Genomic DNA, 23683 nt, shown 5'->3' with positions numbered 1-23683 from the left:
ATTGATAGTTCGTGGGATGGGTAGAGCCACCCTACCGTCCTTGCTTCAAACATTCGAGCGAGGTGTTCTGGAGTTTACAGCTAAATGAATGCGAGGGTTTCGGAAAATAATAGCCGGAAGCGCAAGCGGGAGATTGCGATGGATGATCGAACCGTGCAGGCTGCGCTGCAGCGCCATTGGGATGCTTCGGACGCGAGCGATTTCGAGGCCGAACATGAAATCTACCGCGAGGATGCTGTGCTTGATTATCCGCAATCGGGCGAGCGGATCCGCGGCCGGCGCAAAATTCAGGAGAGCCGAACCGTCCAGCCAAACAAGAAACATTTTGCGGTGCGGCGAATGATCGGCAGCAGCGATCTCTGGATCACTGAATTCGTGCTTACCTATGACGGCATACCATCTTACGCCGTGAGCATCATGGAGTTCCGCGAAGGACTGGTGGCCCACGAAACGCAATATTTCGCCGATCGTTTTGACCCTGCAGCCTCGCGTGCGCATCTTGTTGAGCGAGTCTAGCGCGGCTGAGCCAACGGGTCGAATGCGCGCCCGATGACAGGCTCCACGATTTCAGGGTTTTCGCTGTGATGTGATCCCGTATGGCACTTCGCTTGTACGGGCTACTTGCTGAGGCGCTCACACCTGTGCGCCCCCATGCGCGCGTTTGGGGTCTCCGCAATCACACGGGCGAAAATAACTGGCCGCGTCTCATTGCCATACATACTGTACGAGGGCTGCCAAACATGGCGGCGTGGAAGGGGTTCAAATGAACGCCATGATACAAAAGATCAAAGAGCACACCTGCGCTGCCTGCAATGGAACGGGATTCCCTGCCGTGAAGCAGCCCGTGCTGGTAACTCGCAAGATCTATCCGGCGAAGTGCGAGGCCTGTGCCGGCAAGGGAAGAATTACGGACGCCGACTGAATTCAGCGAGCGTATCCCGAATGAGCCAACGGGTCGTGCAAATCCGCGCCCGATGACAGGCTCCGCGACATCCGGGTTTTCGCGGTGACGTGATCCCGTTTGGCGCGTCGCTTAAGGCTACTTGCTGAGACCGAGGCCCTCGCGGGGCGGGTTGAGCCGCTCCGCTGATCGGACATCGAGAGGCAGATTAAATCGACGCGAATGAACCTGAGCGTCCCTGCGCCCTGCGCCCAGCGTGCCTTGCCCTACCACCAGTTCGTGCCCGGCTGCCAGTACTGTTGGCCGCCGCGCCGGCGCGTATTGGCGGGTTGGGGCGGCTGGGGTTCCCAGCTGCGCTGGAAAAACGGGTTGAAGCCGTCGCCCTGGACGGGGTCGCTTGAAGCGTAGACATCGACCGGGGGCGTCGGCTTGCGCGTGATGAAGCCGCCTTGCGGCTGGGTGCTCAGCACCGCGACGAACTCGGTGCGATAGTTGGTCTCGACGCTCAGCGGCTCGTCCGAGATCACGATCGAGGATCGCGGTATGGCGGTCGGCGCGATGCGATCGAGTACCTCCTGCGGGATGGTGATGCGGTCGAGCGCGGCCTTGGCGTCGTCGGCGCTGTCGATGGTGACCGCGGTCCAGCGAAGGCCGGAATCCTTTTGCGCCACCGCCGTGAAGACGTGCGTGCCGATCGGCCTGTCGGAATTGCGGATCGTGACCGGAACCTCGATGGTCGCATCGAACACAATGCCGCCGCCGTCCGGGGCCGGCTTATGCGTCGGGCGGCGCACGTACAGCTTTTGCGTCGCGCGGCTGATGTAGATCGAGACCGGCTCGAGCGCGAGCTTGGCCTCGCTCGCCGCCTTGGCGGTGTCGGCCTTCCTGGTCTGGGCCGTCTTGGCCGCTTCCTTGGCCGCGGCGGCGGCGTCGAGCTTCGATTTCGAGTCGGCCTTGGCGGTGTCGAGCTGGGTCCCGAGGTCCGCGGCCTTGGCTGCGGCCTTTTGCTTGAGGTCCTCGGCCCGCGTCTTGGCCTCGTCGGTCTTGGCGGCGGCGACCGCCTTCTCGGCGGCGGCAAGCTCGCCGTCGGCGCGGGTCTTCAGGCCCTGCAGCTTGCGCAGCGACGCTGTCAGCGACGCGGTCTCGCGCGTCGCCGTCGCGATGGCTTTCTTCGCCTCGTCGGCCGCCTTGGCAGCCTCGGCCGCCTCGCGGGGCAGCGCTTCGGCCTTGGCCGGCGCGGCCGCGATGGCTTCGCGGTTCGGCGAGAACAGCGCCGGATGGGAGAATTCCATTGGCTCAGCGTCGTTGGGTGAGATGATCACCCGCATTCCGATCCGCGTCTTGTCGAACATCTTGTCGGCAAAGCCGAACGGCATCCGCACGCAGCCGTGCGAGGCCGCATAGCCGGGCAGCGGCCCACCATGAAGCGCGATGCCGTTCCAGGTGATGCGCTGCATGTTCGGCATCTCGGCATCGTCATACATGTTCGAGCGGTGTTCCCTGTTCTTCTCGAGGATGGCGAAGATGCCGGCGGGCGTCTCGCGTCCCTTGGTGCCGGTCGACACCGGCGCGCGCAGAATCCAGCCGTCGGCGTCGTAGAAAGTGACCTGCTGGCTCTTGATCGACACGATCGCCATGAGCGGCTCGCCGGCATCGCGCGGCGCCGTCGCCTCGGTGGCGGGCTTCGGGCGCGCTTGTTTCGGCGCGGCGTCGGCGGCCAGTCCCGTCAAGGCCGCCAATGCGGCCACCGCCGCGAATGTCACAATGGCAGGAACACCCCGACGCCGCATCGCCACGGAGTATCGCGCCGTCGCCAATCGAATTACCATTCCTTGCCCCGGTTCAAATGTCTGTCCGCGCGTGCGTCGATCAGATGTCAGATTCATGAATTTTGGATCAACCAATCGCCACCACTATCCACGCCGCGAATTCGGCCCGTTCCGGGGGCGATTCACTTTTATACGACAGCCTGCGCAGGAGAAAGAGCGGCCCGCGGCTCGGATTGTAACGATCTGGATACATCGGTGCGACAAAACAACCCGGACGGGCGGATCATCAACAGTCTCTCGCCGGAAATTCGGCCTGACCACGTCCGGTCCCGAGGTGGATAAGGATCCCGTCATGGAGTCCAGGTTCCGAAATTGACTCGAAGCGGACCGTGGAAATCACGATACCTTGAAATCGCAGCGTAAACGGTCCTGTCATCGGCCGCGCTGGACGGCCCCTCGCTGATCTACGATAATGCGGGACGGCGCGGCAATGATGCTGATCCCGCGTTACCCATGGGTAGACGCATATGACACAGAGCGGTTTTCACGGTCAGGCGTTCAAGGACCTGCTGCACCTTCAGGATACACCGTCATCGCTGATCACGCGGTCTATGCGCGGTGTCGAGGTCACAGCCACCGAAACGCGGGATGACAATCCCGTGCCGGGCCTTTGCGGCGCCATCGCACCTGAGGATGCCTATCTCGTTAGCTTGAAACTTCGCGATTATCCCGACTGCGAATACTGGGAGCATGGCAAGTGCGTGGCCAAGCCCAATATCCGGGCAGGCACGACATATCTGTACGACATGAAGTGCGATCCGCGCTTTGTGATCGAAAAGCCGTTCCACTCCGTTCATTTCTATGTTCCGGCTTTGGCGCTTAACGGCGTCGCAGAGCGGTTCGGCGCGCGGCGTGTCGGCCAGCTCGACTGCCAGTTCGGCAACGGCTTTGACGACGCCGCCGTGCATCACATCGGCGCAGCGCTCCTGCAGGGATTGCGCCGGCCATCCGAAGCGAACCAGCTTTTCGTCGATCACATGATGCTGGCGCTCACAGCGCATGTCGCTCGGGCGTATGGCGGGCTTCGCAATGCCGAACCCGTGTATCGCGGCCTTGCTCCGTGGCAGACGAAGCGGGCCTGCGAACGGCTCCAGTCTGATCTCAGTGGCAAACTCACGCTGCAGGAGATCGCGGCTGAATTGGGCCTGTCGGTCAGCCATTTTTCTCGAGCGTTTCGGGCGTCCGTCGGCCTGCCGCCACACCAGTGGCTCCTTCGCCAGCGCGTTGACGCCGCCAAGCAGTTGATGACCGTCCGTGGCCTGTCGCTTGCGGAGATCGCAGTATCCGCCGGGTTTGCCAATCAAAGCCACTTTACGCGGGTATTTTCGGCCCTGGTCGGCGTCAGCCCGGCCGCGTGGCGCCGCGAAGCACAAGGTGCGGCGGAAAGCCCTGCGCTCTCCGATCTTGAGGGCGGATGATTTTGAAAACTTCGGGCGCATCGCGCCGCGAAAATGCCGACGCGTGCCCTCACGCCGTTTGAGAATCAGAATCCCACCTCACGTCGTCCCTGCGACGACGCGAAGCGAAAGCGTCCCGCCTCACGAATTCACATGAACAAAATCCCGCAGCAGCGGATAGATCTCGTTGTTCCAGCGTTTTCCGGAGAACACGCCGTAATGGCCGACGCCGGCCTGCATGTGATGGACGCGGCGATAGGCGCGCACGCCGGTGCAGAGGTCTTGGGCGGCCAGTGTCTGGCCGATCGAACAGATGTCGTCCTTTTCGCCTTCGACCGTCATCAGGCCCATGCGCTTGATCGCGGCCGGGTTCACCGGCTTGCCACGATGCATCAGCTTGCCCAGCGGCAGCAGATGCTCCTGAAACACGTCGCGTACGGTCTCGATGTAAAATTCCGCCGGCAGGTCCATCACGGCGAAATATTCGTCGTAGAAAGTCTTGATGACTTCCGCCTTCTCCTTCTCGCCCTTGGCCAGATGCTGGGCAAGATCGATGTGCTGCTTGATGTGACGCTCGAGGTTCATCGAGACGAACGCCGTGAGCTGCACGAAGCCCGGATAGACCTGGCGGAACGCGCCCTTGCATTGAACGGGCACGTAGTTGATCAAATTCTCCTCGAACCATTTGATCGGTTTGCTCTTGGCGAAATCATTGACCTTGGTCGGCTGGATGCGGGTGTCGATCGGCCCCGCCATCAGCGTGAGCGTCGCAGGCCGCGCCGGGTGATTTTGCTCCGACATCACGGCCGCCGCCGCCAGCGCCGAAACCGAGGGCTGGCAGATCGCCACCATGTGCGAGCGCGGGCCCATCTTGTCGAGGAAGGTGATGAGGTGGTCGGTATAATCCTCGAGGCCGAAGCGGCCGGCATTGAGCGGGATCTCGCGCGGATTATGCCAGTCGGTGATGTAGACGTCGTGGTCCTGCAGCAAGGTCTTCACGGTGCCGCGCAGCAGCGTCGCGAAATGGCCGGACATCGGCGCCACCAAAAGCAGTTTGGGTTGCTCCGGCGCATGCTCCTTCTTGAACCGCAGCAGCGATCCGAACGGCGTGGCAAAGGTGACTTCCTCGGTCACCTCCAATTCCTGATTGCCGACCATGACCTTGTCGATGCCGTAGGCCGGGCGGGTGTAGGTCAGCGAGGTGCGCGAGATCAGTTCGAGCGCCGCGGCCAGCCGCCCGAACGCCTTGTCGGACACGCCTTGCGGCACGAGGTTGAGATATTTCAGCGCCGCTCCGGCCCCGGTCCGCCACGGCGCCGTGAGGTCCATATGGTTCTGATAAGCTTGGTACATCAATGACATCATACCCATCCGCCCTTGCCCGATGATGCCATGCAATATCGAAGCCAAAGCAGAGCGAACCGCCCGAAAAACTGGCACGTGGCTTGCTGCGGAACGTGACCGGCGCACGTGACCGGCGTAAGCTATCGGCGGCGGCGCGCTGGCGCGGCCGTCCACTTAGCCTTGCGGTAGACGTTCAGGCGTGAGGGAAGGCCCTATGGCGAATACGACACTAACCATCAGCAGCAAGAACTATTCGTCCTGGTCCCTGCGCGGCTGGCTGCTCGCGAAGTTCTCAGGGCTCCCCTTCGAAGAGGTCGTGACCGCACCCGACGATGCGTCGGCGCGGGCCGAAATCCTACTGCTGTCGTCATCGATCCTGGTGCCGTGCCTGCGGCACGAGGGCGCCACCGTCTGGGACACGCTGGCGATCGGCGAATACCTCAACGAGGTGATGCCGGACGCCGGCCTGTTGCCGGCGGACCGCGTGCTGCGGGCGCACTGCCGATCGATCTGTGGTGAAATCCATTCCGGCTTCACCACGCTGCGGGCCTCACTGCCGGTCAATCTCAAGGGCCATTTCCCGAACTTCAAGATCTGGTCGCGCGCACAGTCCGATATCGACCGGGTCTGCACCATCTGGCGCGAGTGCCTGGCCCAATCCGGCGGGCCGTTCCTGTTCGGCGAGCGCACCATGGCGGACGCGATGTACGCGCCGGTCGTGACCCGCTTCATGACCTATGACGTCAAGCTCGACCCGAAGCTTGCAGCCTACGCAAAAACCATCATGGTGATGCCCGAGATGGTCGAGTGGATCGAAGCCGCCAAGGCCGAGCCCGCCGACATCGAGGAGCTCGAGGTCGAATATTAGGCAGTGCACCCGGCGCTGTGCCCGTTTGACGGGCTTTCAGCGGTGACCGTCCGTGATCGCTGCAGTGCAACGCGATTGGTGCGGATTTCGCATGGCAGCATGCAGCTGTGAACGCGACGATGCGGCGCTGCCGAAAATCTGGACGCCTTGCGTGGTCGCGATCTCGCGAAGAACCGTGGAGGCTTCGATGAATCACACCGCAATCGCGCGCAACTACTTCCTCTATCGCGACCTCGGCATTTCGCCGCCGACACCTTGGAAGTGACCGCGATGTCATCCCCCGAGGAATTAACCTTTGTCGTCGGCCGCTGGTTGCGGCCAATCGTGGCGGTGCTGCATGTGGTGCGCCGCCTGACGTTCCAGCCGATATCTAGCCGTGAACAGGGGAGTACAGCCGCCAAGCAGTGATTCGGGCGCGATTCGTTCCGCCCGCGTTCCGAAACTTAAAGACCGCTCCGGATGACGCGCGATATCGTCGCATTCTGGAACAATGCGCCGCGCGTCCGGCTGACCTGCAGCCGCCCAGAGCGTTTTCCAGCGAAGTGGACACCGGTTCGCGTGAAGAAAACGCGTCAAAACAAAGAATCTAGAGCCCCGTTCCGATTCCAATCGGAACGGAAAAGGCTCTAGCCCCGGAAAATGCCCGTCAAACCTGACTGCTCACCCGTGGCAGCCGCCAGCCGACCACGGTCGCCTCGACCGCGCCGCCGGTCCGCTCATTGCGCCATTGACCTTCAATCCAGCGGCAGGCGAATGGCAATTGATACGTGCCGCTGTGATCCTCGCACAGCACCTCCACCGGCCGGTCCGGCGGCGGTTCCCCGTTGCCATCGAACTGTGCCAGCCGCTTCTCGCGCGTTGCCATATGTTCAATCTCCACTGCCGGGCGTGCAAACCTTACGTTTGGGTTCCCCGGCGATAGTCCATCCACACCAATAAAGGGGAAGCTCACCGCCTGAATGCGGTATCAGTGTGGTATCGCTGCAGCCAGCGGACTGATACGAGCAAATCAATGTGATTGACCGAATGAAGTTTGAGTGAGGGTTGGATGATTACCCGGATTGCAAGAACCGCTGTCGCCGTTGCAGCGCTGCTAATGCCTTGCGCAAGCTACGCGCAGGATGTTCCCGGCATCGAAATCTGCACGGTCGAAAAAACCATGGAGCGGCGCACCTCTTGCCTGCAGAGCAATGTCGACTTCCTGCAAAAGACCATCAACAAGATCACGCAGGACAATCAGCAGAAGCTCGACGCCGCCAACCGGCAGATCGAGGCGCTGAAGGGAACGGTGATCGCGCTGCAGAAGTTCGTGGACGATCTGCAGAAGAAGACGGCGGAGGAATTGAAAAAGAAAGCCGACGCGCCGGCGGCCAAGGATGCGGCGCCTGCGGCGAAATAATTGCCGCCGTTGCGGGATAATGCCCGGCCTCGGTAATCAGCGGCGCAATTGCGGCTGCGAGAGCAACGCCGGTCAAATGCGGCGCGCGGTAAGCGTTCATGGTTGCGGCCGTTTCGAATGAAAGCTGTCACCGATGAATCCGGCCCAGAAGGCGCTCTGGTATATCGAAAGCCATCTCGCCGCACCGTTGACCCTCGACGAGATATCGGCGGTCGCCGGCGTCTCGCGCTTCCATCTGGTGCGGGCGTTTGCCGCCGCGACGGGATATTCGGTCATGCGCTATGTACGTGCGCGTCGTCTCAGCAACGCGGCGCGTGCGCTTGCGGCCGGCGCGCCTGACATTCTCAGCCTGGCGCTGGATGCGGATTACAGCTCTCACGAAGCCTTCACCCGCGCGTTCCGCGACCATTTCGGCATCACGCCCGAGATGGTTCGATCAGGAACGTGCCTTGATCGCCGCAAGCTTCAGGAGCCCATCGTCATGATTTCAACCGCGCTCGATCATCTCAAGCCCCCGCGTTTCGAGACCGGCAAGGCCTTGCTCGTTGCCGGCATCGGCGAACGCTGCACCCACGAAAACGAAGGCGCGTTCATCCCAAGCCTGTGGCAGCGCTTCCATCAGACCATCGGCAACGTCCCCAGCCGGATCGGCAAGGTCGCCTACGGCGTCTGCTGCAACGCCGACGATGCCGGCAATTTCGACTATGTCGCCGCCGTCGAAGTGACCGATTTCTCCGACCTGCCGCGCGAATTCCAGCGGGTGCGGATTCCCGAACAGAAATACGCCGTGTTTACCCACGCCGAGCACATCTCGACCATCCGCCGTACCGTCAACACGATCTGGAATCACTGGCTGCCGGCGTCCGGCATGAAGGCCGCCGACGCGCCGAACTTCGAGCGCTATGACGAGACGTTCGATGCCGCGACCGGCAATGGCGGGCTCGAGATATGGATACCGGTGAGGGAGTAGGACGGCTCGTGGAATGAGTTGGCGGAAGCGAAATCCATCACCTTCGGGGCGAGCGCCGGAGCGCGGAGCCGACGCGCCGGGCATGAGCTCTCTCCGGGATGAGTAGACCGCATGACCAAAGCAGCGCGTGGCGGCAGATCAGTCTCGCGGCATCCAGCTGCGCGTTTCCTGGCAAGGCTTGCTGACAATTTACGCAAGGCAACTCTCGCTAATTCTCCCTGGAGTTGCGAAGTTGGCGATGAGGGGCAAGGCAGCGTCAAGCGGCGGGCTGTCTAACGTCCTGTACGCCTTGAATTTTTTTCAATCGTCCTGCCCCAAAGAATGCCTTGGGAATCGGCGCGATGCTCCGTGCTCGAACTGGCCCGGAATTCGCATTGCAGCATGAGCCCGTCAGCGTCGACCGGCGACTCCAAGCGCTCTGCCAAAGCTGAGCAGCGCATTTGAACAGGCCCGAGGTCGCGCTGAAGTTCAGGGATTGGAGGACGCCATGAATATACATGCCGCGGTTGATCTCAAATGGCCTGGCCTTACTCGTCCGGACGGCGATGCCCTCCGCCTGAATAAAACGAACTTCGTGGCTATCGATCGCGATCGGGATGCCTTGCACGAGCCGACCTATCGCCCGCAAGCCCTCTATAATCGCGCGAACGAAGGTTTCCATGCGAACAACGAAACCTTCCTCCTCCACGAAGTTTCGACAAATCTGCCGATCTACCGCTCCGATACGGGCCCCACCGATTTCCATCTTCACCTTCCACCCGGCGGTTACCAACTCGTGCTGGTCACGTCTGGCGTGTTCACCTTCGACTACGATGGCCGATTTTACTACGTTGGTCCCGGTGCGGTGATGCTGCAGAGCGCGATCGTGCATCGCCAGCTCTTCTACACATGGTCGGGACTGTCCACCGAAGAAAACCTGAAAACGCCGCAGACGGTGGTGCCGGATCCGATGTCGATGGGCTATTCCGGCAAATTTCTTGAAGCCTTCATCACCGATCCCACGACCTTCCCCAACCCGACGGTGGTGGATCATGATCACATCAACGAAGAGGAAACGCCGCGTGTAGCCTGGAGCCATCCGCTGCATGACCGTCCTGCCGATGCCTGTTTCTGGCTGCAGGATCCGCTGGAGCTGGAAGCACTCTACAAGCCGCTGCCGGCAGGTTCGCCGATCAAATCCGCCGGGCCTGTTTACGTGCGCGATATCGGTATAGAGATTCCGAGCGGCCGCCTTACAACTGGACATATCATCGCGACCGATCCGCGTGGCCAGTCGCTGCTGCCGAAGAGCACCTCCGCAGCAGCGGAAACCGCCTTTCTTGGGAAAGGTGAGGTTGTCATCTATCGCGTCATTCGCGGCACAGCCCAATTCACGAATGGCGCGGGGGAGAATTTTGAACTTGCGACCGGCGATACGGTCACGGCGGGCAAGAACACGATCGATCTGGTGGGCTTAAGCGAAAATACCCAAATCCTCCGACTGGGCTTGCTGAAAGGCATGGAAAATCTTCGCAGCTGGACGCCGACGCAGCGCGACGAAATTGACGGCCTGGCTGGTCAAATCATCACGCGGAAGGACGTTCGTCCGCTGCGTAACGAAGGCAAGCCGGTCGGGTATTTGTACGAGTGAACTGAAAAGGCGCATACGCCTTTTTGCTGTACTGTATCCGTTCGCTGGTGGCGCGGCCGGGGAGCGCGGCATACCTGTTGCGCAGGTCGTCGGGTTGGCAAGCGTGATCTGCTTTGCCATAACATCACGCAACGAAATGTTGCGCGTGCGGGGTCGAGCCAAAAATCCGCCTGCAGCCAAAAGCAAGCCGGGAGGATTTCATGGCCAATATCCGCGTTCTCGCCACCGATCTGGAGTTTCCGGAAGGCCCGGTGGTCATGCCGGACGGATCGGTCGTGCTGGTCGAAATCCGCGGCCGGCGGCTGACACGGATCTGGCCGGACGGGCGCAAGGAGGTGGTCGCGGAAGTCCCCGGTGGCCCCAATGGCGCGGCGCTTGGCCCCGACGGAAAAATGTACTTCTGCAACAATGGCGGCTTTAGCTGGATTCCGACGGGCAAGGTGATTATGCCGGGTCCGCAGCCCGATGATTATCTCGGTGGCTCGATCCAGCGCGTCGACCTCTCGAACGGCAAGGTCGAGACGGTGGTCGACAAATGCGGCGAGTATCCGCTGCGGGGTCCCAACGACCTCGTTTTCGACAAGCACGGTGGCCTGTGGTTCTCCGAACTCGGCAAGCGCCGGGCTCGCGACATGGATGTCGGCGGCGTCTACTACGTCAAGCCCGGCATGAAGGAGATCGTCGAAATCGTGCACGGTGTGCTGCCGGCCAACGGCATCGGGCTGTCGCCAGACGAAAACACCGTCTACATCGCCGAAACTCCGACCGCGCGGCTATGGGCCTACGAACTTTCCGCGCCCGGCATGTTGAAGCCGCGTGAGCCGATCTATCGCGGTGAACGCGGCAAGCCGATCACGGGCCTCGGCGGCTATCAGATGTTCGACTCGCTTGCGGTCGAAGCCTCAGGCAATGTCTGCGTGGCGACGCTGATCTCGGGCTGCATCTCGGTGATCGCGCCCGACGGCACGCTGGTCGAGCAGGTGCCGACCGGCGACCGCATGACCACCAATATCGCCTTCGGCGGGCCCGACCTGAAGACTGCCTACATCACGCTGTCAACCAAGGGCGAACTGGTCGCGATGGACTGGCCGCGCCCCGGCCTGCCGCTGAATTTCTTGAATAAGTGACGATCGCGCAAAACGCGATCGTCATCCCGGGGCGATGCGAAGCATCGAACCACAGATGCGCAATTGCGCATCGGGGGATCTCGAGATTCCCCGGATGCGCAATTGCGCACCTGAGGTCTGGTCCTTCGGACCATCCCGGAATGACGATCTCTGAAATTGCGCTTACACTCCTCGCAACGACGACTTCGGAGTTTTGAATGCCCTGGCTTGAACCGGTTACCCTTCGCGGCGCCTACGCGCGGCTCGAACCGCTGTCGCACGATCAACGCGACGGCCTCACCGAAGCGGTGCGCGACGGCGAACTGTGGAATCTCTGGTACACCTTCGTGCCGGCGCCGGAAGACATGACCAAGGAGATCGATCGCCGGCTCGGCTTGCAGGCATCATGCTCGATGCTGCCGTTCACTGTGTTCGATACCGATGGCAAGATCGCGGGCATGACGACCTACATGAATGTCGATGCCGCCAACCGGCGCGTCGAGATCGGCTCCACCTGGTACGCCAAGCGCGTGCAGCGCAGCGCCGTCAATACGCAGTGCAAATTGCTGTTGCTGACGCACGCGTTTGAGCAGCTCGATTGCATTGCGGTGGAGTTCCGCACCCACTTCTTCAACCAGCAGAGCCGCCGCGGCATCGAACGCCTGGGTGCCAAGCAGGATGGCATCCTGCGCAACCATGTGATCGCGCCGAACGGCACGTTGCGCGATACCGTGGTCTTCAGCATTATCGCCAGCGAGTGGCCGACGGTGAAGGCGCATCTCAATTATCAACTCAACGATAGACTGCGGTAGTTTTAGCCCGCGGCGGAAAAAAGTGTGATGGAAACGTTCGATTATGTGATCATTGGCGCGGGCTCCGCAGGCAGCGTGCTCGCCAATCGCCTCAGCGAAGATGCGGGCACCCGCGTCTGCGTGCTCGAAGCAGGGGGCAAGGACTGGCATCCTTACATCCATCTGCCGGCCGGCTTCATCAAGACGTTCCATATGAAGAGCATCAACTGGGCGTATCAGCAGGAGCCCGGCCCCTGGACCGGCGGCCGCAGCATCTACGCGCCGCGCGGCAAGACGCTCGGTGGTTCGTCGTCGATCAACGGCCATATCTATAACCGCGGCCAGCGCCAGGATTTCGATACCTGGGCGCAGCTCGGCAATCGCAGCTGGGGCTATCCGGACATACTGCCCTATTTCAGGCGGCTGGAGCGGCGCGTCGGCGAGGGCGATGAAACCTTTCGCGGGCGCGACGGCAACCTGACCGTCACGACAATGGATTGGCGGGATCCGCTCTGCGAGGCGTTCATGGCGGGCGCCATGAGCCTCGGCATTCCGCGCAACCCCGATTACAACGGCGCGATCCAGGAGGGCGTTTCCTACGCCCAGCGCACCATTAAAAACGGCCTGCGCGTCAGCGCCGCGACCGCGTTCCTGCATCCGGCGGTGAAGCGTGGGAATGTCGATGTGCGGACCCATGCGCACGTCACCAACATCATCTTCGAGGGCAAGCGCGCGGTCGGCGTTCGCTACCTGAAGGGTGGCAAGGGCGGCACGCCCACCGAAGTGCGCGCCAACAAGGAAGTTATCCTGTCCGGCGGCACCTACAATTCGCCGCAGGTGCTGCAATTGTCCGGCGTCGGCTCGCCGGAGCTGTTGCAGTCGCACGGCATCGAGGTCCGTCATGCATTGCCCGGCGTCGGCGAGGGTCTGCAGGATCATTACGCGCCGCGTTCGGTCGCGCGCGTCAAGAACATCAGGACCATCAACGAACTCCGGCGCGGGCTCAGCCTCTGGGTCGAGGCGCTGAAGTGGGCGACGACGCGGCGCGGGCTGCTGTCGCTGTCGCCGACCATGGTCTATTGCTTCTGGCATTCCGGCGAGACCACCGAAAGCTCCGACCTGCAGCTGACGTTCACGCCCGCAAGCTACAAGGAGGGCGTGCAGGGTCAGCTCGAAGACGAGCCCGGCATGACCATCGCCTCATGGCAGCAGCGCCCGGAAAGCCGCGGCTATGTCCGCATCCGCTCGGCCGATCCGTTTGCGCCGCCGATCATCCAGACCAATTATCTGGTCGAGGAGCTCGATCGCCGCGTCGTCGTCGCCGGCATGAAGCTGGCGCGCCGGCTGCTCGCCTCCGCGCCGCTGTCGCAATATTACGCCTATGAGGATTTCCCCGGACCGAAAGTGCAAAGCGACGACGAGTTTCTCGCCGCTGCCACCGAGCGCGGCACCACCACGTTCCACCCCGGCTGCACCTGCCGGATGGGACCGGCGGATACCAAATGGGCTGTCGTCGACGACCAGCTGCGCGTGCACGGGCTGCAGGGCCTGCGTGTGGTCGACGCCTCGATCATGCCGCGGATGATCTCCGCCAATCTCAACGCCTCGACCATGATGATCGCCGACAAGGCCTCCGACATGATCCGCGGCAAGGCCGCGCCGGAGGCGGCGCGGGTCTAGCCGCGCAGAGGTGGCTCAGGCCGGTACAGCGTGTCGATCGTGACCACGCCCACGGCGCGTGACACGCAGGGGCAGATCTTGCGGTTGTCACGCTTCTGCTGGTCGCTGAAGAACACGTCGCGGTGGTCGATCTCGCCGTCGACCGCGATGACGTCGACCGCGCAGACGCCGCATTCGCCGCGCTGGCAGTCCGAGATCACCTCGAAGCCGGCGTCGTTGAGCACGTCGAGCATCGAGCTGTTGGGCGAGACCACAAGCTCGGCGCCGGTGTCCTTCAGGCGGACGCGGAATTCCGCCGTCGGCAGCAGGCCGCTGGAGCCGAATGTCTCGTAGCGCAGATCGGCGGGAGACCGCCCGGCCTCGTTCCAGGCACGCCGCGCCGCTTCCAGCATCCGCATCGGCCCGCACATGATGGCAATCGCATCCGATGGCAGCGCACGGAAGGTGGCATCGAGATCGATCCGTGCGCCTTCGTCGCTGGCGTGGACGACCATCCGGTCAGCGAGTACGGATGAAAGTTCGTCGAGATAAGCGGCATCGCTGCGCGACTTCACCGCGTAGTGCAGGGTGAGGTCGATATTCCGCCGCTGCAGCGCGCTGGCGATGCCTGATATCGGGGTGATGCCGATGCCGCCAGCGATCAGGCAATAATTCTGCCTGTTCCAGTCGATCTCGAGCAGCGATGTCGGATTGGAGATCTCGATCCGCGCGCCCGGCTTCAGACTCCACATCGCGCGCGAGCCGCCACGGCTGTCCGGCGCCAGCCGCACCGCGATGCGATAGCTGTGTGGATCGCGGTCGCCGACCAGCGAATAGGACCGCCGTGCGGGCTGTCCGTCGATCAGCACCGCGACGTTGAGATGGCTGCCGGCCGGGTAGGGCGCCACGCCGCCGTCAGGGCGCAGGCGGAATTCGCGGATCATGGGCGCAACGTCGCGGATATCCTCGACCGTGCACCAGCTCCATTGTTCGGCAAAGCGCATGACTAACCTATACGGCCGGGGATTGAAGCAGAGCGAGCGCGGGCAGCAAATCGAGATGCGTGCGATTGCGCAGCGCCAGCCGCAGATTGCGTGCGGCGAGCCGCGAATGCTCGCGCATGATGGCTTCGGCGCGCCCGCCCTCGCGGTTCTCGATCGCGTCCACCACGATGCGGTGATGGTCCTGGCCGATCAGCAGGATCTGGTGCGCTTCCGGCAGCGCCGACTGCGCCATCACGAAGCCGCTCGGCGACGCGAACGGCAATGCCGAGACGCGGTCGATCTGCCGGATCAGCGGCGGGCTGGCGGATAGTTCAGTGAGCAGCGCGTGAAAGCGCGCGTTCATGGTGACATAGGCGGAAAAGGCTTCGACCGAGACCGGATCCTGGCGAACCAGCTGATCGAGGTCGGCGAGGCACTCCTTCAGCGGTTCAAGGCTGCGCGCGCTGGCGCCGCGTTCGGCGGCGAAGCGGGCGGCGAGGCCTTCCAGCGTGCCGCGCAGCTCGATTGAATCGAGAATGTCGCGCTCGGTGAACGCCTTCACCATGAAGCCGCCGGAGGGGATCGCCTGCAGCAGGCCTTCGTCTTCGAGCCGGACCAGCGCCAGCCGCACCGGCGTCCGCGACACGCTGGTGATCTCGACCGCCTGCAATTCGCTGATGCGCTCGCCCGGCCGCAATCGGCCGGACAGGATCATGTCGCGCAGTGCGAGCTGGGCCCGCACCGTCTGCGAGATCGAGCGTTCGGAATCGCGTTCGCTCATGGCCTCACTCCGCGGCTTGCGCGGTGGTCGGCGGCGATGTCTCGTGGGCCACCATGCGATCGATCACGCGCCGCGCCCACATCGCGCCGGCGTCGATGTTGAGATTGTAGAAGGTGCGGTCCGGGTTCTCGTCCATGGCGCGCTGCTGTGCCTCGAGGATGATCTCGTCCTCGCGAAAAATATTGGAGACGCCATCGCGGATCTCGGTGGTCAGCTTCTGTTCGGTCAGGCGGTGGTTGCGGACGAAGGCCCAGAAATAGTGGCAGGTGGTGTCGGTCTCCGGCGTCATGGTGTTGAGCACGAAGCCGTTGACGCCCTGCGAGCGGTCGCCCTCCGGCGCGCCGGTGCCGGCTGGCGCCACGCCGACATCGATATTGACGGTGCCGGGCGCCTGGAAATGGATGATCTGCCAGCGGTCGACCGGGCCGGGCTTACCGAGCTGTGCGGCCCAGAACGGCGGCGCCTCGATGCCGCGCATCCAGCGCGTCACCGTCACGGTGCGCTCGCTATGGGTGACGTCGAAGGGGGCCTCGGCGACGTGGTCGTTGCCGATGCTGGAGCCGTGCACGAAGGTCTCGTGGGTGAGGTCCATCAGATTGTCGACCACGAGGCGGTAGTCGCATTTCACTTGAATGGTCTTGCCGTCGCCGGCCCAGGCCGGATCGTCGTTCCAGTGCATGTCAGGCACCAGCGCCGGATCGGCCAGCGCCGGGTCGCCCATCCAGAGCCAGACGAAGCGATGCCGCTCGACCACGGGATAGGAACGCACGCAGGCGGAAGGATTGATGGTCTCCTGCGAGGGCATGTAGGTGCAGCGGCCCTGCGCGTTGTATTTCAGCCCGTGATAGCCGCAGACGACGGTGTCGCCGTCGAGCCGGCCTTTCGACAGCGGCACCAGCCGGTGCCAGCAGGCGTCTTCCAGCGCGGCCACCTGGCCGTCAGAGCGGCGGTACATCACGACATGCTTGCCGCAGATCGTGCGGGGAAACAGCGCGTGCTTGAGATCGACGTCCCAGGCGGCGGCGTACCAGGCATTGAGTGGGAAGGATGACGGCATGGCTGCACTCCATGGCACAATGAGTTCATTATGTATACATTAGTGTGCCATAGATGGCAAATTGCGAATGTTTATGGTTTTATATTACCTTTAAAGTATACATACATCTAAATTCTCGGCGGTTTGACATACAGTAAGAATTATTATAATAATAATTATTACCTTTGGAGATGGTCATGGCCGAGCCGCACGCTTCTCCGGAAGTATTGCCGTCCCACCGGGTGCCGGCTCATTTGGCGCGTCGCTTCAATCAAATCTGCCTTGGTGTCACCGCCGAGATACTGAGCGGTGACGATCTGACGCCGATGATTTTCGGCGTCCTCGTGGCCGTCCTGGAGCAGCCGGGGAGAGGCCAGAGACAGGTGGCCGAGCGCATGGGCGTCGATGTGGTCAATTTTGGCCAGATGATCGACGAACTGGAGGGCAAGGGCCTCGTCGAGCGGAAGATCGATCCCGATGACCGGCGCGCGCGCAAGCTCTACGTGACCGAGCGAGGCGCGGCCTTGCGCCGCCGCTTAAGTCCCGACTTGCTCGCCGCTCAGGAACGCCTGCTGGCGCCGCTATCGCCAGATGAACGGCGCGCGTTGCTGGACATGCTCGTGCGCGTCATTGAAGCGAATGATTCCTACGCGCGTCCCGGAAACGGTCGCCGAAAGCCGCAACGCAAATCCAAGCCAGTAAATCCAAGCCAGTAACGAATGGGAGGCAGTCGTGACAATGTTCTCGCAAGTGTCTCATGGTTCAACATCGTCGGCTCATCGCTCAGCTCAAGGAAAATCCATCGGGTGCAAGGCGCGAGGGCTGCGCGCGATCGCTGTTCTTGCGGCTTGTGTCACGGCGCTTATCGCGCCGATGTCGGCAAGAGCGGATTGGCCCGAGCGGCAGGTCAAGCTGATTGTGACCTTTCCGCCCGGAAGCGCCAATGATGCCGCTGCCCGAATCTTCGCCGATGCTCTAGGCAAAAAATGGGGCAAGCCAGTCGTGGTTGAGGATCGGCCTGGCGCTGAAGGTACGATTGGCGTCGGATCGTTCGTCGCAAACCAGGACGATCATGCGTTGTTGTATACGGTGGCCGGCTCCATCACGGTGGCGCCACTGCTCGTCGACCGGCTGCCATACGACGTCAACCAGGATCTGGTGCCGATTGCGGCGACCACAGAGATCGTTTTGACGCTCGCGGTCAGCAATCAGCTGTCAGTCAACAGCATTCCGGAGTTGATCGCGGCGCTGCGGACCAGCCCCGAGAAATATGCCTGGGCGTCCGGACCGACCCTGCCGCGATTTGTATTTTCAGCATTCCTGAAACAACACGATCTGAAGATGAATTTCGTCAGTTATCGAGACGCCTCCCAGCCGCAGGCTGACCTCGGTGAGGGCCGGATACAGGCGCTTCTGACCTCATTGACGGCCTCGTCCTCGCCTGTTCAGGCCGGAAAGGCGCGCTTTCTTGCCGTCGCCAATCCAGGCCGTGCAGCCACGCTGCCCGACATCAAGACCGTGCGCGAACTCGGTTACCCCGAGCTTGAAATCGCTGGAATGGCAGGAATTTTTGGTGGCAAGGCCCTGTCCGAAGCGCTGAGAAACCGAATTGCCGCTGATGTCGCCGCGATCTGCCGGGACGCCGATGTTCGCCGCAAACTGGAGGCAAGCGGGCATAACGTGCTCAACGGAACGACCGAGGAGCTGAAACAAGGGATCGAAAAGCAACGAACAGCGTTGAGCGAAATCACCAAATCGATTGATATCCGGAGCCCGCAATAAACCCGCGATCGGAGAGAGGCGATGTCGTCACAACTCCCGGCCCTCAAGCTTCTCGACTTGATACAGTCGCACCGCATCACTGCGGTGATCCATGTCGCGGTGAAACTGGGGCTGGCGGAGCTTCTGCGGGACGGACCGCAGACGGTGGGCAGGCTTGCAGCGGCGACCGGCGCGGACGAGCGGGCGCTCGGACGTCTGCTCACCGCACTTTCCACCATCGGCCTGTTCGCGCGGACCAGCGACAATTCCTACGCACTGACTGACGTGGGGGCCTGCCTCGACGGCGCATCCGAGCAATCGTTCAAGGCGTGGGCCTTCCTGGAAGCGGAGATGCTCACAAAGTCCTGGGCTGGCCTGCTCGAAACGATAATGACCGGCAAGACCGCCGCTCAACTTATGGGGCTTGAGAACAGCTTTGATTTGATGGGGCAAACGCCGGGCAGCGTCGCCAAATTCAACGCGGCGATGACGGACCTTACGCGGCTGGTCACGCCGGAAATTCTGCGATGCTACGACTTCAGCGGATTGTCCCACCTGATGGATGTGGGAGGCGGGTCCGGCGAATTGCTCGGCGCCATCGCCCGGCAAAACCGGCAGCTGCGCGGAACTGTCTTCGACCTTCCGAGGTGCGCGGAGGCTGCAACCAGCCATCTTCGACACATCGATGTGAGTGACCGCGTGGATTTCGTAGCCGGTGATTTCTTTCAGCGCGTGCCGCCGGCCATTGACGCAATCATCCTCAAGAGCGTGATCCACGATTGGGATAACGTCCGCAGCACTTCAATCTTGCGGAACTGCCGCCAGGCGCTGCCGAGCGGCGGCAAATTGCTGTTGGTCGAACGGCTGATGCCGGAATCGCCAACGACGACGGAAGAGGACAGGGCGCACGCACTGAGTGATCTGAACATGCTTCGCGGGCCGGGCGGGCTCGAGCGCACCGAGCGGCAGTATGCCGAACTGCTTGCCCAAACCGGCTTCCGCCTCGCCGCGATCTATCCGGCCGGCCGCTTCAACGTGATTGAGGCACATCTCAACTGACAGCTGCCCGAGTGACGGATGTCTCCGTCACTCGGCGCCCATCATCAGGAGCCGTAGATAAAGACGTGGTCCTTCAGGTCGATGGCCGGGAATTCATCCTTCTCCGCCCAGTAATCCTGGTTGTGCTGCCATTCCGGCTTGTCGCCGCGCTTGGGCAACAGGTGCATGCCGCGCATCATGTAGCCGGGATTGAAATTTTCCGGATCGATCCAGGGCAGCAGCGGCATGTTGTGGTCTTCCGGCCGAAGCTGCGGCACCACTTTCTTCGCGCCGGTGTCCTTCATGTGGTTGAGCAGCCGGCACACGAAATCGGCGACGAGGTCGACGCGCAAGGTCCAGCTGGCGCGGAAATAGCCGAACACCCAGACCAGATTGGGTACGCCGGTGAACATCATGCCGCGATAGGTCACGGTATCGGCGAAATCGAGCTTCTTGCCATCGACCGCGAATTCGATGTCGCCGTTTGCACTGAGGTTGAAGCCGGTCGCGGTGACGATGATGTCGGCTTCCAGCTCCTTGCCGGACTTCAGCAGGATGCCCTTCTCGGTGAAGCACTCGATCTCGTCGGTGACGACCGAAGCCTTGCCCGACTTGATGCCCTGGAACAGGTCGCCGTCGGGAATGAAGGCGATGCGCTGCCGCCACGGCCGGTATTTTGGCGTGAAGTGGGTAGCGATGTCGTAGTCCTTGCCGAGATAGGCCTCCACCGCCGACAGCAGATCCTTCTTGGCCGCTTCCGGCTCCTCGAACGTCTTGCGGGTGAACGCGTCCTGATCGAACAGGATCTTGCGCCGCGTGATTTCGTGGATCCACTTCTCGTCGACCTGCAACTGCCGCAGTTGCTCTGCGATTTCGATCGCGTTGCGGCCGGTGCGGAAATAGGTCGGCGAACGCTGCAGCATGGTGACATGCGCCACGTCATTGGCCAGCGCCGGGATCAACGTCGCGGCGGTGGCGCCGGAGCCGATCACGATGACGCGCTTGTTCTTGTAGTCGAGATCTTCGGGCCATTTCTGCGGATGGACGATTTGGCCCTTGAACTTGGCCATGTCCTTCCACTCCGGCGTATAGCCTTCGGTGTGGCGGTAATAGCCCTGGCACATCCAGAAGAAATTCGTGGTGAAACGCAGCTTTTCGCCGGTGTCGCTCCGAGTGGCTTCGATGGTCCAGAGGTTCTGTTCGCTCGACCAGGTCGCCGAATTGATGGTGTGCTGATAGCGGATATGGCGGGCGAGATCGTTCTCTTCGATGACGTCGCCCATATATTTGAGGATCTCGGCCGCGCTTGCGATCGGCGCCGAGGTCCACGGCTTGAAGCGATAGCCGAACGTATGCAGGTCGCTGTCCGAGCGGATGCCCGGATAACGGTGCGTGCTCCAGGTGCCGCCGAACGTCTTCTGGGTTTCGAGGGCAACGAAACTCGTGCCCGGACATTGCGTGGTGAGATGATAGGCCGCGCCGACGCCGGAGATCCCGGCGCCCGCGATCAGGACGTCGAAATGCTCGGTATGGCCCGGCGGGGCGGCGTGAATCTGGGTTTGAACGTTCATCTTCCCTGTTCTTCTTGTCGTTGGTTTTGTCGTTTCAAAAGCACAACGCCAGAACCCCGGGTTCTGGCGTTGTCGTCTTCCGATTACACTTCGCGGCGGCTCAGGAACGCCAGCCGTTCGAACAGATGCACGTCCTGCTCGTTCTTCAGCAGCGCGCCGTGCAGCGGCGGGATCAGCTTGCGCGGATCGCGCTCCCGCAGCATTTCCGGGGTGATGTCCTCGTTGAGCAGCAGCTTGAGCCAGTCGAGCAGCTCCGACGTCGAGGGCTTCTTCTTCAGCCCCGGCACCTCGCGCACCTCGAAGAAGATCCGCAAGGCTTCCTCGACCAGGCGCTTCTTGATGTTGGGGAAGTGCACGTCGACGATCCGGCCCATGGTGTCGGCGTCGGGGAACTTGATGTAGTGGAAGAAGCAGCGGCGCAGGAACGCGTCCGGCAATTCCTTCTCGTTGTTCGAGGTGATCATCACGATCGGGCGCAGGCTCGCCTTGATGTTCTCGCCGGTCTCGTAGACGAAGAACTCCATGCGATCGAGTTCGAGCAGGAGGTCGTTGGGGAATTCGATGTCGGCCTTGTCGATTTCGTCGATCAGCAGCACCGGGCGCTTGTCATGGGTGAAGGCTTCCCACAGCTTGCCGCGCTTGATGTAGTTGGAGATGTCGGAGACCCTGGCGTCGCCGAGTTGGCTGTCGCGCAGCCGCGATACCGCGTCGTATTCGTAAAGGCCCTGCTGCGCCTTGGTGGTGGACTTGATGTGCCAGGTCAACAGCGGCGCGCCGAGCGCCTTGGCGACTTCCTCGGCCAGCACGGTCTTGCCGGTACCGGGCTCGCCCTTGATCAGCAGCGGGCGCTCGAGCACGATCGAGGCGTTGACCGCGACCTTGAGGTCTTCGGTGGCGACGTAGTCCTTGGTGCCGGTAAATTTCATCTATCTCTTTGCCTTGTTGTTCGTTCTTGCGCCGTTTCCGGCCTGAACAGTAAACGACCGCCGGCTCGGCGGTCGCGATTGGAGGTGATGCGCGCCTCTCAGCGTTTGACCAGCGAGAGGATCACCAGGATGATCACGCCGCCGATGGTGGCGTTGATGATCTCGCGGATCCAGCCGCCGCCGAGGTTGACGCCCAGTTGCGGCAACAGCCAGCCCGCGAGAAGCGCGCCGATGATGCCGATCACGATGTTGCCGATCAGCCCGAAGCCTGCGCCCCGCACGATCTTCCCGGCCAGCCAGCCCGCAATCGCGCCGATGATCAGCGCAGCTATGATCCCCATTGAATTTCCCCTGCCGGAATAAGCCCTTTATGGCTCAATTCTAGAGGAAAAACCCTCCCGGTCTAGGCCTGTCTGGTATGCGCTGGCCTTCCCCGTCGGGAATCCGCCAGCCCTTGACGTCAGCGGCCCGGCGGGCAATCTGTATTCCATGTTCTTGCAATTCTTCACATCGCTGCGCGACGCACAGGTCCCGGTGACCCTGCGCGAATATTTGACGCTGATGGAGGCGCTCGACGCCGACCTCGCCGATCAAACGGTGGAGAATTTCTATTACCTCTCCCGCGCCGCTTTGGTGAAGGACGAACGCAACCTCGACAAGTTCGACCGCGTGTTCGGCTCCGTGTTCAAGGGGCTGGAGAACCTGCTCGACGCCATGGAGAAGGCGGACATTCCCGCCGAATGGCTGAAGAAGCTCGCGGAGAAATACCTCACCGAGGAAGAGAAGAAGCAGATCGAGGCGATGGGCTGGGACAAGCTCATGGAGACGCTTCGCAAGCGGCTTGAGGAACAGAAGGGCCGCCACCAGGGCGGCAGCAAGTGGATCGGCACGGCAGGCACCTCGCCGTTCGGCGCCCACGGCTACAATCCCGAAGGGGTGCGGATCGGCCAGGAAAAGAACCGCAACAACCGCGCCGTGAAAGTGTGGGACAAGCGCGAGTTCAAGGATCTCGACGGCAACGTCGAGCTTGGCATCCGCAACATCAAGATCGCGTTGCGGCGGTTGCGCAAATTCGCCCGCACCGGCGCGCCCGATGAACTCGACCTCGACACCACGATCAAGGAGACCGCCAATCACGGCTATCTCGACGTGCATATGCGCCCCGAGCGGCGCAACGCGGTCAAGGTGCTGGTGTTCTTCGATATCGGCGGGTCGATGGATTCGCATATCGAGCAGGTCGAGGAGTTGTTCTCGGCGGCGAAGACCGAATTCAAGCACATGGAATATTTCTACTTCCACAACTGCCTCTATGAAGGCGTCTGGAAGCAGAACAAGCGGCGCTTCACCGATCGCACGCCGACCTGGGACGTGCTGCATAAGTACCCGCACGACTACAAGGTGGTGTTCGTCGGCGACGCCTCGATGTCGCCTTACGAGATCATGGTCCCCGGCGGCTCGGTCGAGCACGTCAACGAGGAGGCCGGCTCGGTCTGGCTCGATCGCATCACGCGCACCTATCCGCACGCGGTGTGGCTCAATCCGGTGGCGAAGAAGCACTGGGACTATTCGGAATCCACCACCATCATTCGCCGGCTGTTCTCGGAGCGGATGTACCCGATCACGATCGAAGGCCTCGAAGGCGCGATGAAGGAATTGGTGCGGTAAAAGGATGTCGTCGTTCCGGGGCGCGCGT

The 23683-nt window shown here is 62.1% G+C and carries 24 protein-coding genes; 15 read left to right on the top strand and 9 right to left on the bottom strand.

What is annotated here, in order from left to right; genetic code table 11:
* Window positions 1-138: 138 nt before the first annotated feature.
* Window positions 139-516 carry a nuclear transport factor 2 family protein gene (locus JQ600_RS25990; protein ID WP_212389839.1) on the top strand — a complete coding sequence of 126 codons (378 nt, stop codon included), beginning with the start codon at window positions 139-141 and terminating at the stop codon, window positions 514-516.
* Between the two features lie 247 nt (window positions 517-763).
* Window positions 764-922: a hypothetical protein gene (locus JQ600_RS25985; protein WP_212389838.1), complete on the top strand. Its 159-nt coding sequence runs from the start codon at window positions 764-766 to the stop codon at window positions 920-922.
* A gap of 245 nt (window positions 923-1167) precedes the next feature.
* Here the strand turns inward: JQ600_RS25985 and JQ600_RS25980 are convergent, their stop codons facing one another.
* Window positions 1168-2730 carry a L,D-transpeptidase gene (locus JQ600_RS25980; RefSeq protein WP_212389837.1) on the bottom strand — a complete coding sequence of 521 codons (1563 nt, stop codon included), beginning with the start codon at window positions 2728-2730 and terminating at the stop codon, window positions 1168-1170.
* Window positions 2731-3197: 467 nt separating this feature from the next.
* Between JQ600_RS25980 and JQ600_RS25975 the strand changes: the two genes are divergently transcribed.
* A complete protein-coding gene (locus tag JQ600_RS25975) occupies window positions 3198-4148 on the top strand; it encodes a helix-turn-helix domain-containing protein (RefSeq protein WP_212389836.1) in 951 nt (316 codons plus the stop codon).
* Window positions 4149-4268: 120 nt separating this feature from the next.
* On the opposite strand, the gene JQ600_RS25970 is transcribed toward JQ600_RS25975, so the two are convergent.
* Entirely contained in the window at window positions 4269-5492 is a 1224-nt protein-coding gene (locus tag JQ600_RS25970) for a polyhydroxyalkanoate depolymerase (RefSeq protein ID WP_212266986.1), read from the bottom strand.
* Window positions 5493-5685: 193 nt separating this feature from the next.
* Here JQ600_RS25970 and JQ600_RS25965 point away from each other — a divergent pair, with 193 nt between their 5' ends.
* Both JQ600_RS25965 and JQ600_RS25960 read left to right on the top strand, forming a co-directional pair.
* Entirely contained in the window at window positions 5686-6339 is a 654-nt protein-coding gene (locus JQ600_RS25965; RefSeq protein ID WP_212389835.1) for a glutathione S-transferase family protein, read from the top strand.
* A 91-nt stretch (window positions 6340-6430) separates the two neighbouring features.
* Complete coding sequence (locus JQ600_RS25960; protein WP_212389834.1) at window positions 6431-6604, top strand: hypothetical protein; 174 nt, start codon at window positions 6431-6433, stop codon at window positions 6602-6604.
* A 381-nt stretch (window positions 6605-6985) separates the two neighbouring features.
* Here the strand turns inward: JQ600_RS25960 and JQ600_RS25955 are convergent, their stop codons facing one another.
* Window positions 6986-7204: a hypothetical protein gene (locus tag JQ600_RS25955; RefSeq protein WP_212266854.1), complete on the bottom strand. Its 219-nt coding sequence runs from the start codon at window positions 7202-7204 to the stop codon at window positions 6986-6988.
* Window positions 7205-7435: 231 nt separating this feature from the next.
* Between JQ600_RS25955 and JQ600_RS25950 the strand changes: the two genes are divergently transcribed.
* The 6 genes from JQ600_RS25950 (at window position 7436) to JQ600_RS25925 (ending at window position 13915) form a co-directional block, all read left to right on the top strand.
* A complete protein-coding gene (locus JQ600_RS25950) occupies window positions 7436-7738 on the top strand; it encodes a hypothetical protein (protein ID WP_212389867.1) in 303 nt (100 codons plus the stop codon).
* A gap of 133 nt (window positions 7739-7871) precedes the next feature.
* Window positions 7872-8708 (top strand): AraC family transcriptional regulator, encoded by an 837-nt coding sequence (locus JQ600_RS25945; RefSeq protein WP_212389833.1) that lies wholly within the window; start codon window positions 7872-7874, stop codon window positions 8706-8708.
* Between the two features lie 487 nt (window positions 8709-9195).
* The gene (locus tag JQ600_RS25940; RefSeq protein WP_212389832.1) at window positions 9196-10338 is read left to right on the top strand and encodes a hypothetical protein; all 1143 of its coding nucleotides are present in this window, start codon (window positions 9196-9198) and stop codon (window positions 10336-10338) included.
* Between the two features lie 200 nt (window positions 10339-10538).
* Window positions 10539-11465: an SMP-30/gluconolactonase/LRE family protein gene (locus tag JQ600_RS25935; RefSeq protein WP_212389831.1), complete on the top strand. Its 927-nt coding sequence runs from the start codon at window positions 10539-10541 to the stop codon at window positions 11463-11465.
* A 197-nt stretch (window positions 11466-11662) separates the two neighbouring features.
* The gene (locus JQ600_RS25930; RefSeq protein ID WP_212389830.1) at window positions 11663-12256 is read left to right on the top strand and encodes a GNAT family N-acetyltransferase; all 594 of its coding nucleotides are present in this window, start codon (window positions 11663-11665) and stop codon (window positions 12254-12256) included.
* Between the two features lie 27 nt (window positions 12257-12283).
* A complete protein-coding gene (locus JQ600_RS25925) occupies window positions 12284-13915 on the top strand; it encodes a GMC family oxidoreductase (RefSeq protein WP_212389829.1) in 1632 nt (543 codons plus the stop codon).
* Here JQ600_RS25925 and JQ600_RS25920 read toward each other — a convergent pair.
* From JQ600_RS25920 to JQ600_RS25910, 3 genes are read right to left on the bottom strand one after another with little or no spacing between them, the layout of a single operon-like run.
* A complete protein-coding gene (locus JQ600_RS25920; RefSeq protein WP_212490151.1) occupies window positions 13912-14898 on the bottom strand; it encodes a PDR/VanB family oxidoreductase in 987 nt (328 codons plus the stop codon). The two genes, JQ600_RS25925 and JQ600_RS25920, sit on opposite strands and share 4 nt — an antisense overlap.
* A 7-nt stretch (window positions 14899-14905) precedes the next feature.
* Window positions 14906-15658, bottom strand: coding sequence for a GntR family transcriptional regulator (locus tag JQ600_RS25915; RefSeq protein WP_212389827.1), 753 nt, complete (start codon window positions 15656-15658; stop codon window positions 14906-14908).
* A 4-nt stretch (window positions 15659-15662) separates the two neighbouring features.
* Window positions 15663-16715: an aromatic ring-hydroxylating dioxygenase subunit alpha gene (locus tag JQ600_RS25910; RefSeq protein ID WP_212266829.1), complete on the bottom strand. Its 1053-nt coding sequence runs from the start codon at window positions 16713-16715 to the stop codon at window positions 15663-15665.
* 176 nt (window positions 16716-16891) lie between these two features.
* On the opposite strand from JQ600_RS25910, the gene JQ600_RS25905 reads away from it, so the two are divergent.
* The 3 genes from JQ600_RS25905 to JQ600_RS25895 are packed head-to-tail and all read left to right on the top strand — an operon-like array spanning window position 16892 to window position 19514.
* Window positions 16892-17410, top strand: coding sequence for a MarR family winged helix-turn-helix transcriptional regulator (locus JQ600_RS25905; protein WP_212266827.1), 519 nt, complete (start codon window positions 16892-16894; stop codon window positions 17408-17410).
* Window positions 17411-17432: 22 nt separating this feature from the next.
* Window positions 17433-18476 carry a tripartite tricarboxylate transporter substrate binding protein gene (locus JQ600_RS25900; RefSeq protein WP_249136096.1) on the top strand — a complete coding sequence of 348 codons (1044 nt, stop codon included), beginning with the start codon at window positions 17433-17435 and terminating at the stop codon, window positions 18474-18476.
* Between the two features lie 21 nt (window positions 18477-18497).
* Window positions 18498-19514, top strand: a complete 1017-nt coding sequence (locus tag JQ600_RS25895) for a methyltransferase (RefSeq protein WP_212490150.1) — start codon at window positions 18498-18500, stop codon at window positions 19512-19514.
* A 44-nt stretch (window positions 19515-19558) separates the two neighbouring features.
* On the opposite strand, the gene JQ600_RS25890 is transcribed toward JQ600_RS25895, so the two are convergent.
* From JQ600_RS25890 to JQ600_RS25880, 3 genes are all read right to left on the bottom strand, one after another.
* Window positions 19559-21064 carry an NAD(P)/FAD-dependent oxidoreductase gene (locus JQ600_RS25890; protein ID WP_212389825.1) on the bottom strand — a complete coding sequence of 502 codons (1506 nt, stop codon included), beginning with the start codon at window positions 21062-21064 and terminating at the stop codon, window positions 19559-19561.
* An 83-nt stretch (window positions 21065-21147) separates the two neighbouring features.
* Window positions 21148-21990 carry a MoxR family ATPase gene (locus JQ600_RS25885; protein WP_211997282.1) on the bottom strand — a complete coding sequence of 281 codons (843 nt, stop codon included), beginning with the start codon at window positions 21988-21990 and terminating at the stop codon, window positions 21148-21150.
* Window positions 21991-22088: 98 nt separating this feature from the next.
* The gene (locus JQ600_RS25880; RefSeq protein WP_212033892.1) at window positions 22089-22331 is read right to left on the bottom strand and encodes a GlsB/YeaQ/YmgE family stress response membrane protein; all 243 of its coding nucleotides are present in this window, start codon (window positions 22329-22331) and stop codon (window positions 22089-22091) included.
* 148 nt (window positions 22332-22479) lie between these two features.
* Here JQ600_RS25880 and JQ600_RS25875 point away from each other — a divergent pair, with 148 nt between their 5' ends.
* Complete coding sequence (locus JQ600_RS25875; protein WP_192740051.1) at window positions 22480-23655, top strand: VWA domain-containing protein; 1176 nt, start codon at window positions 22480-22482, stop codon at window positions 23653-23655.
* Window positions 23656-23683: the final 28 nt, after the last annotated feature.

The sequence above is a fragment of the Bradyrhizobium sp. AUGA SZCCT0176 genome (assembly GCF_018130145.1).
Classification (GTDB): domain Bacteria; phylum Pseudomonadota; class Alphaproteobacteria; order Rhizobiales; family Xanthobacteraceae; genus Bradyrhizobium.
The sequence above is the reverse complement of the archived record's forward strand: the minus strand, read 5'-3'. Positions and strand labels throughout refer to the sequence as shown.

What these genes read in the sequence shown, in the direction of transcription:
- JQ600_RS25875 (WP_192740051.1), top strand. Translation starts at nt 22,480, where the DNA reads ATGTTCTTGCAATTCTTCACATCGCTGCGCGACGCACAGGTCCCGGTG.
- JQ600_RS25955 (WP_212266854.1), bottom strand. Translation starts at nt 7,204, where the DNA reads ATGGCAACGCGCGAGAAGCGGCTGGCACAGTTCGATGGCAACGGGGAA.
- JQ600_RS25920 (WP_212490151.1), bottom strand. Translation starts at nt 14,898, where the DNA reads ATGCGCTTTGCCGAACAATGGAGCTGGTGCACGGTCGAGGATATCCGC.
- JQ600_RS25960 (WP_212389834.1), top strand. Translation starts at nt 6,431, where the DNA reads ATGGCAGCATGCAGCTGTGAACGCGACGATGCGGCGCTGCCGAAAATC.
- JQ600_RS25970 (WP_212266986.1), bottom strand. Translation starts at nt 5,492, where the DNA reads ATGATGTCATTGATGTACCAAGCTTATCAGAACCATATGGACCTCACG.
- JQ600_RS25935 (WP_212389831.1), top strand. Translation starts at nt 10,539, where the DNA reads ATGGCCAATATCCGCGTTCTCGCCACCGATCTGGAGTTTCCGGAAGGC.
- JQ600_RS25910 (WP_212266829.1), bottom strand. Translation starts at nt 16,715, where the DNA reads ATGCCGTCATCCTTCCCACTCAATGCCTGGTACGCCGCCGCCTGGGAC.
- JQ600_RS25980 (WP_212389837.1), bottom strand. Translation starts at nt 2,730, where the DNA reads ATGGTAATTCGATTGGCGACGGCGCGATACTCCGTGGCGATGCGGCGT.
- JQ600_RS25885 (WP_211997282.1), bottom strand. Translation starts at nt 21,990, where the DNA reads ATGAAATTTACCGGCACCAAGGACTACGTCGCCACCGAAGACCTCAAG.
- JQ600_RS25925 (WP_212389829.1), top strand. Translation starts at nt 12,284, where the DNA reads ATGGAAACGTTCGATTATGTGATCATTGGCGCGGGCTCCGCAGGCAGC.
- JQ600_RS25905 (WP_212266827.1), top strand. Translation starts at nt 16,892, where the DNA reads ATGGCCGAGCCGCACGCTTCTCCGGAAGTATTGCCGTCCCACCGGGTG.
- JQ600_RS25945 (WP_212389833.1), top strand. Translation starts at nt 7,872, where the DNA reads ATGAATCCGGCCCAGAAGGCGCTCTGGTATATCGAAAGCCATCTCGCC.
- JQ600_RS25940 (WP_212389832.1), top strand. Translation starts at nt 9,196, where the DNA reads ATGAATATACATGCCGCGGTTGATCTCAAATGGCCTGGCCTTACTCGT.
- JQ600_RS25915 (WP_212389827.1), bottom strand. Translation starts at nt 15,658, where the DNA reads ATGAGCGAACGCGATTCCGAACGCTCGATCTCGCAGACGGTGCGGGCC.
- JQ600_RS25975 (WP_212389836.1), top strand. Translation starts at nt 3,198, where the DNA reads ATGACACAGAGCGGTTTTCACGGTCAGGCGTTCAAGGACCTGCTGCAC.
- JQ600_RS25950 (WP_212389867.1), top strand. Translation starts at nt 7,436, where the DNA reads ATGCCTTGCGCAAGCTACGCGCAGGATGTTCCCGGCATCGAAATCTGC.
- JQ600_RS25880 (WP_212033892.1), bottom strand. Translation starts at nt 22,331, where the DNA reads ATGGGGATCATAGCTGCGCTGATCATCGGCGCGATTGCGGGCTGGCTG.
- JQ600_RS25930 (WP_212389830.1), top strand. Translation starts at nt 11,663, where the DNA reads ATGCCCTGGCTTGAACCGGTTACCCTTCGCGGCGCCTACGCGCGGCTC.
- JQ600_RS25985 (WP_212389838.1), top strand. Translation starts at nt 764, where the DNA reads ATGAACGCCATGATACAAAAGATCAAAGAGCACACCTGCGCTGCCTGC.
- JQ600_RS25900 (WP_249136096.1), top strand. Translation starts at nt 17,433, where the DNA reads ATGTTCTCGCAAGTGTCTCATGGTTCAACATCGTCGGCTCATCGCTCA.
- JQ600_RS25990 (WP_212389839.1), top strand. Translation starts at nt 139, where the DNA reads ATGGATGATCGAACCGTGCAGGCTGCGCTGCAGCGCCATTGGGATGCT.
- JQ600_RS25965 (WP_212389835.1), top strand. Translation starts at nt 5,686, where the DNA reads ATGGCGAATACGACACTAACCATCAGCAGCAAGAACTATTCGTCCTGG.
- JQ600_RS25895 (WP_212490150.1), top strand. Translation starts at nt 18,498, where the DNA reads ATGTCGTCACAACTCCCGGCCCTCAAGCTTCTCGACTTGATACAGTCG.
- JQ600_RS25890 (WP_212389825.1), bottom strand. Translation starts at nt 21,064, where the DNA reads ATGAACGTTCAAACCCAGATTCACGCCGCCCCGCCGGGCCATACCGAG.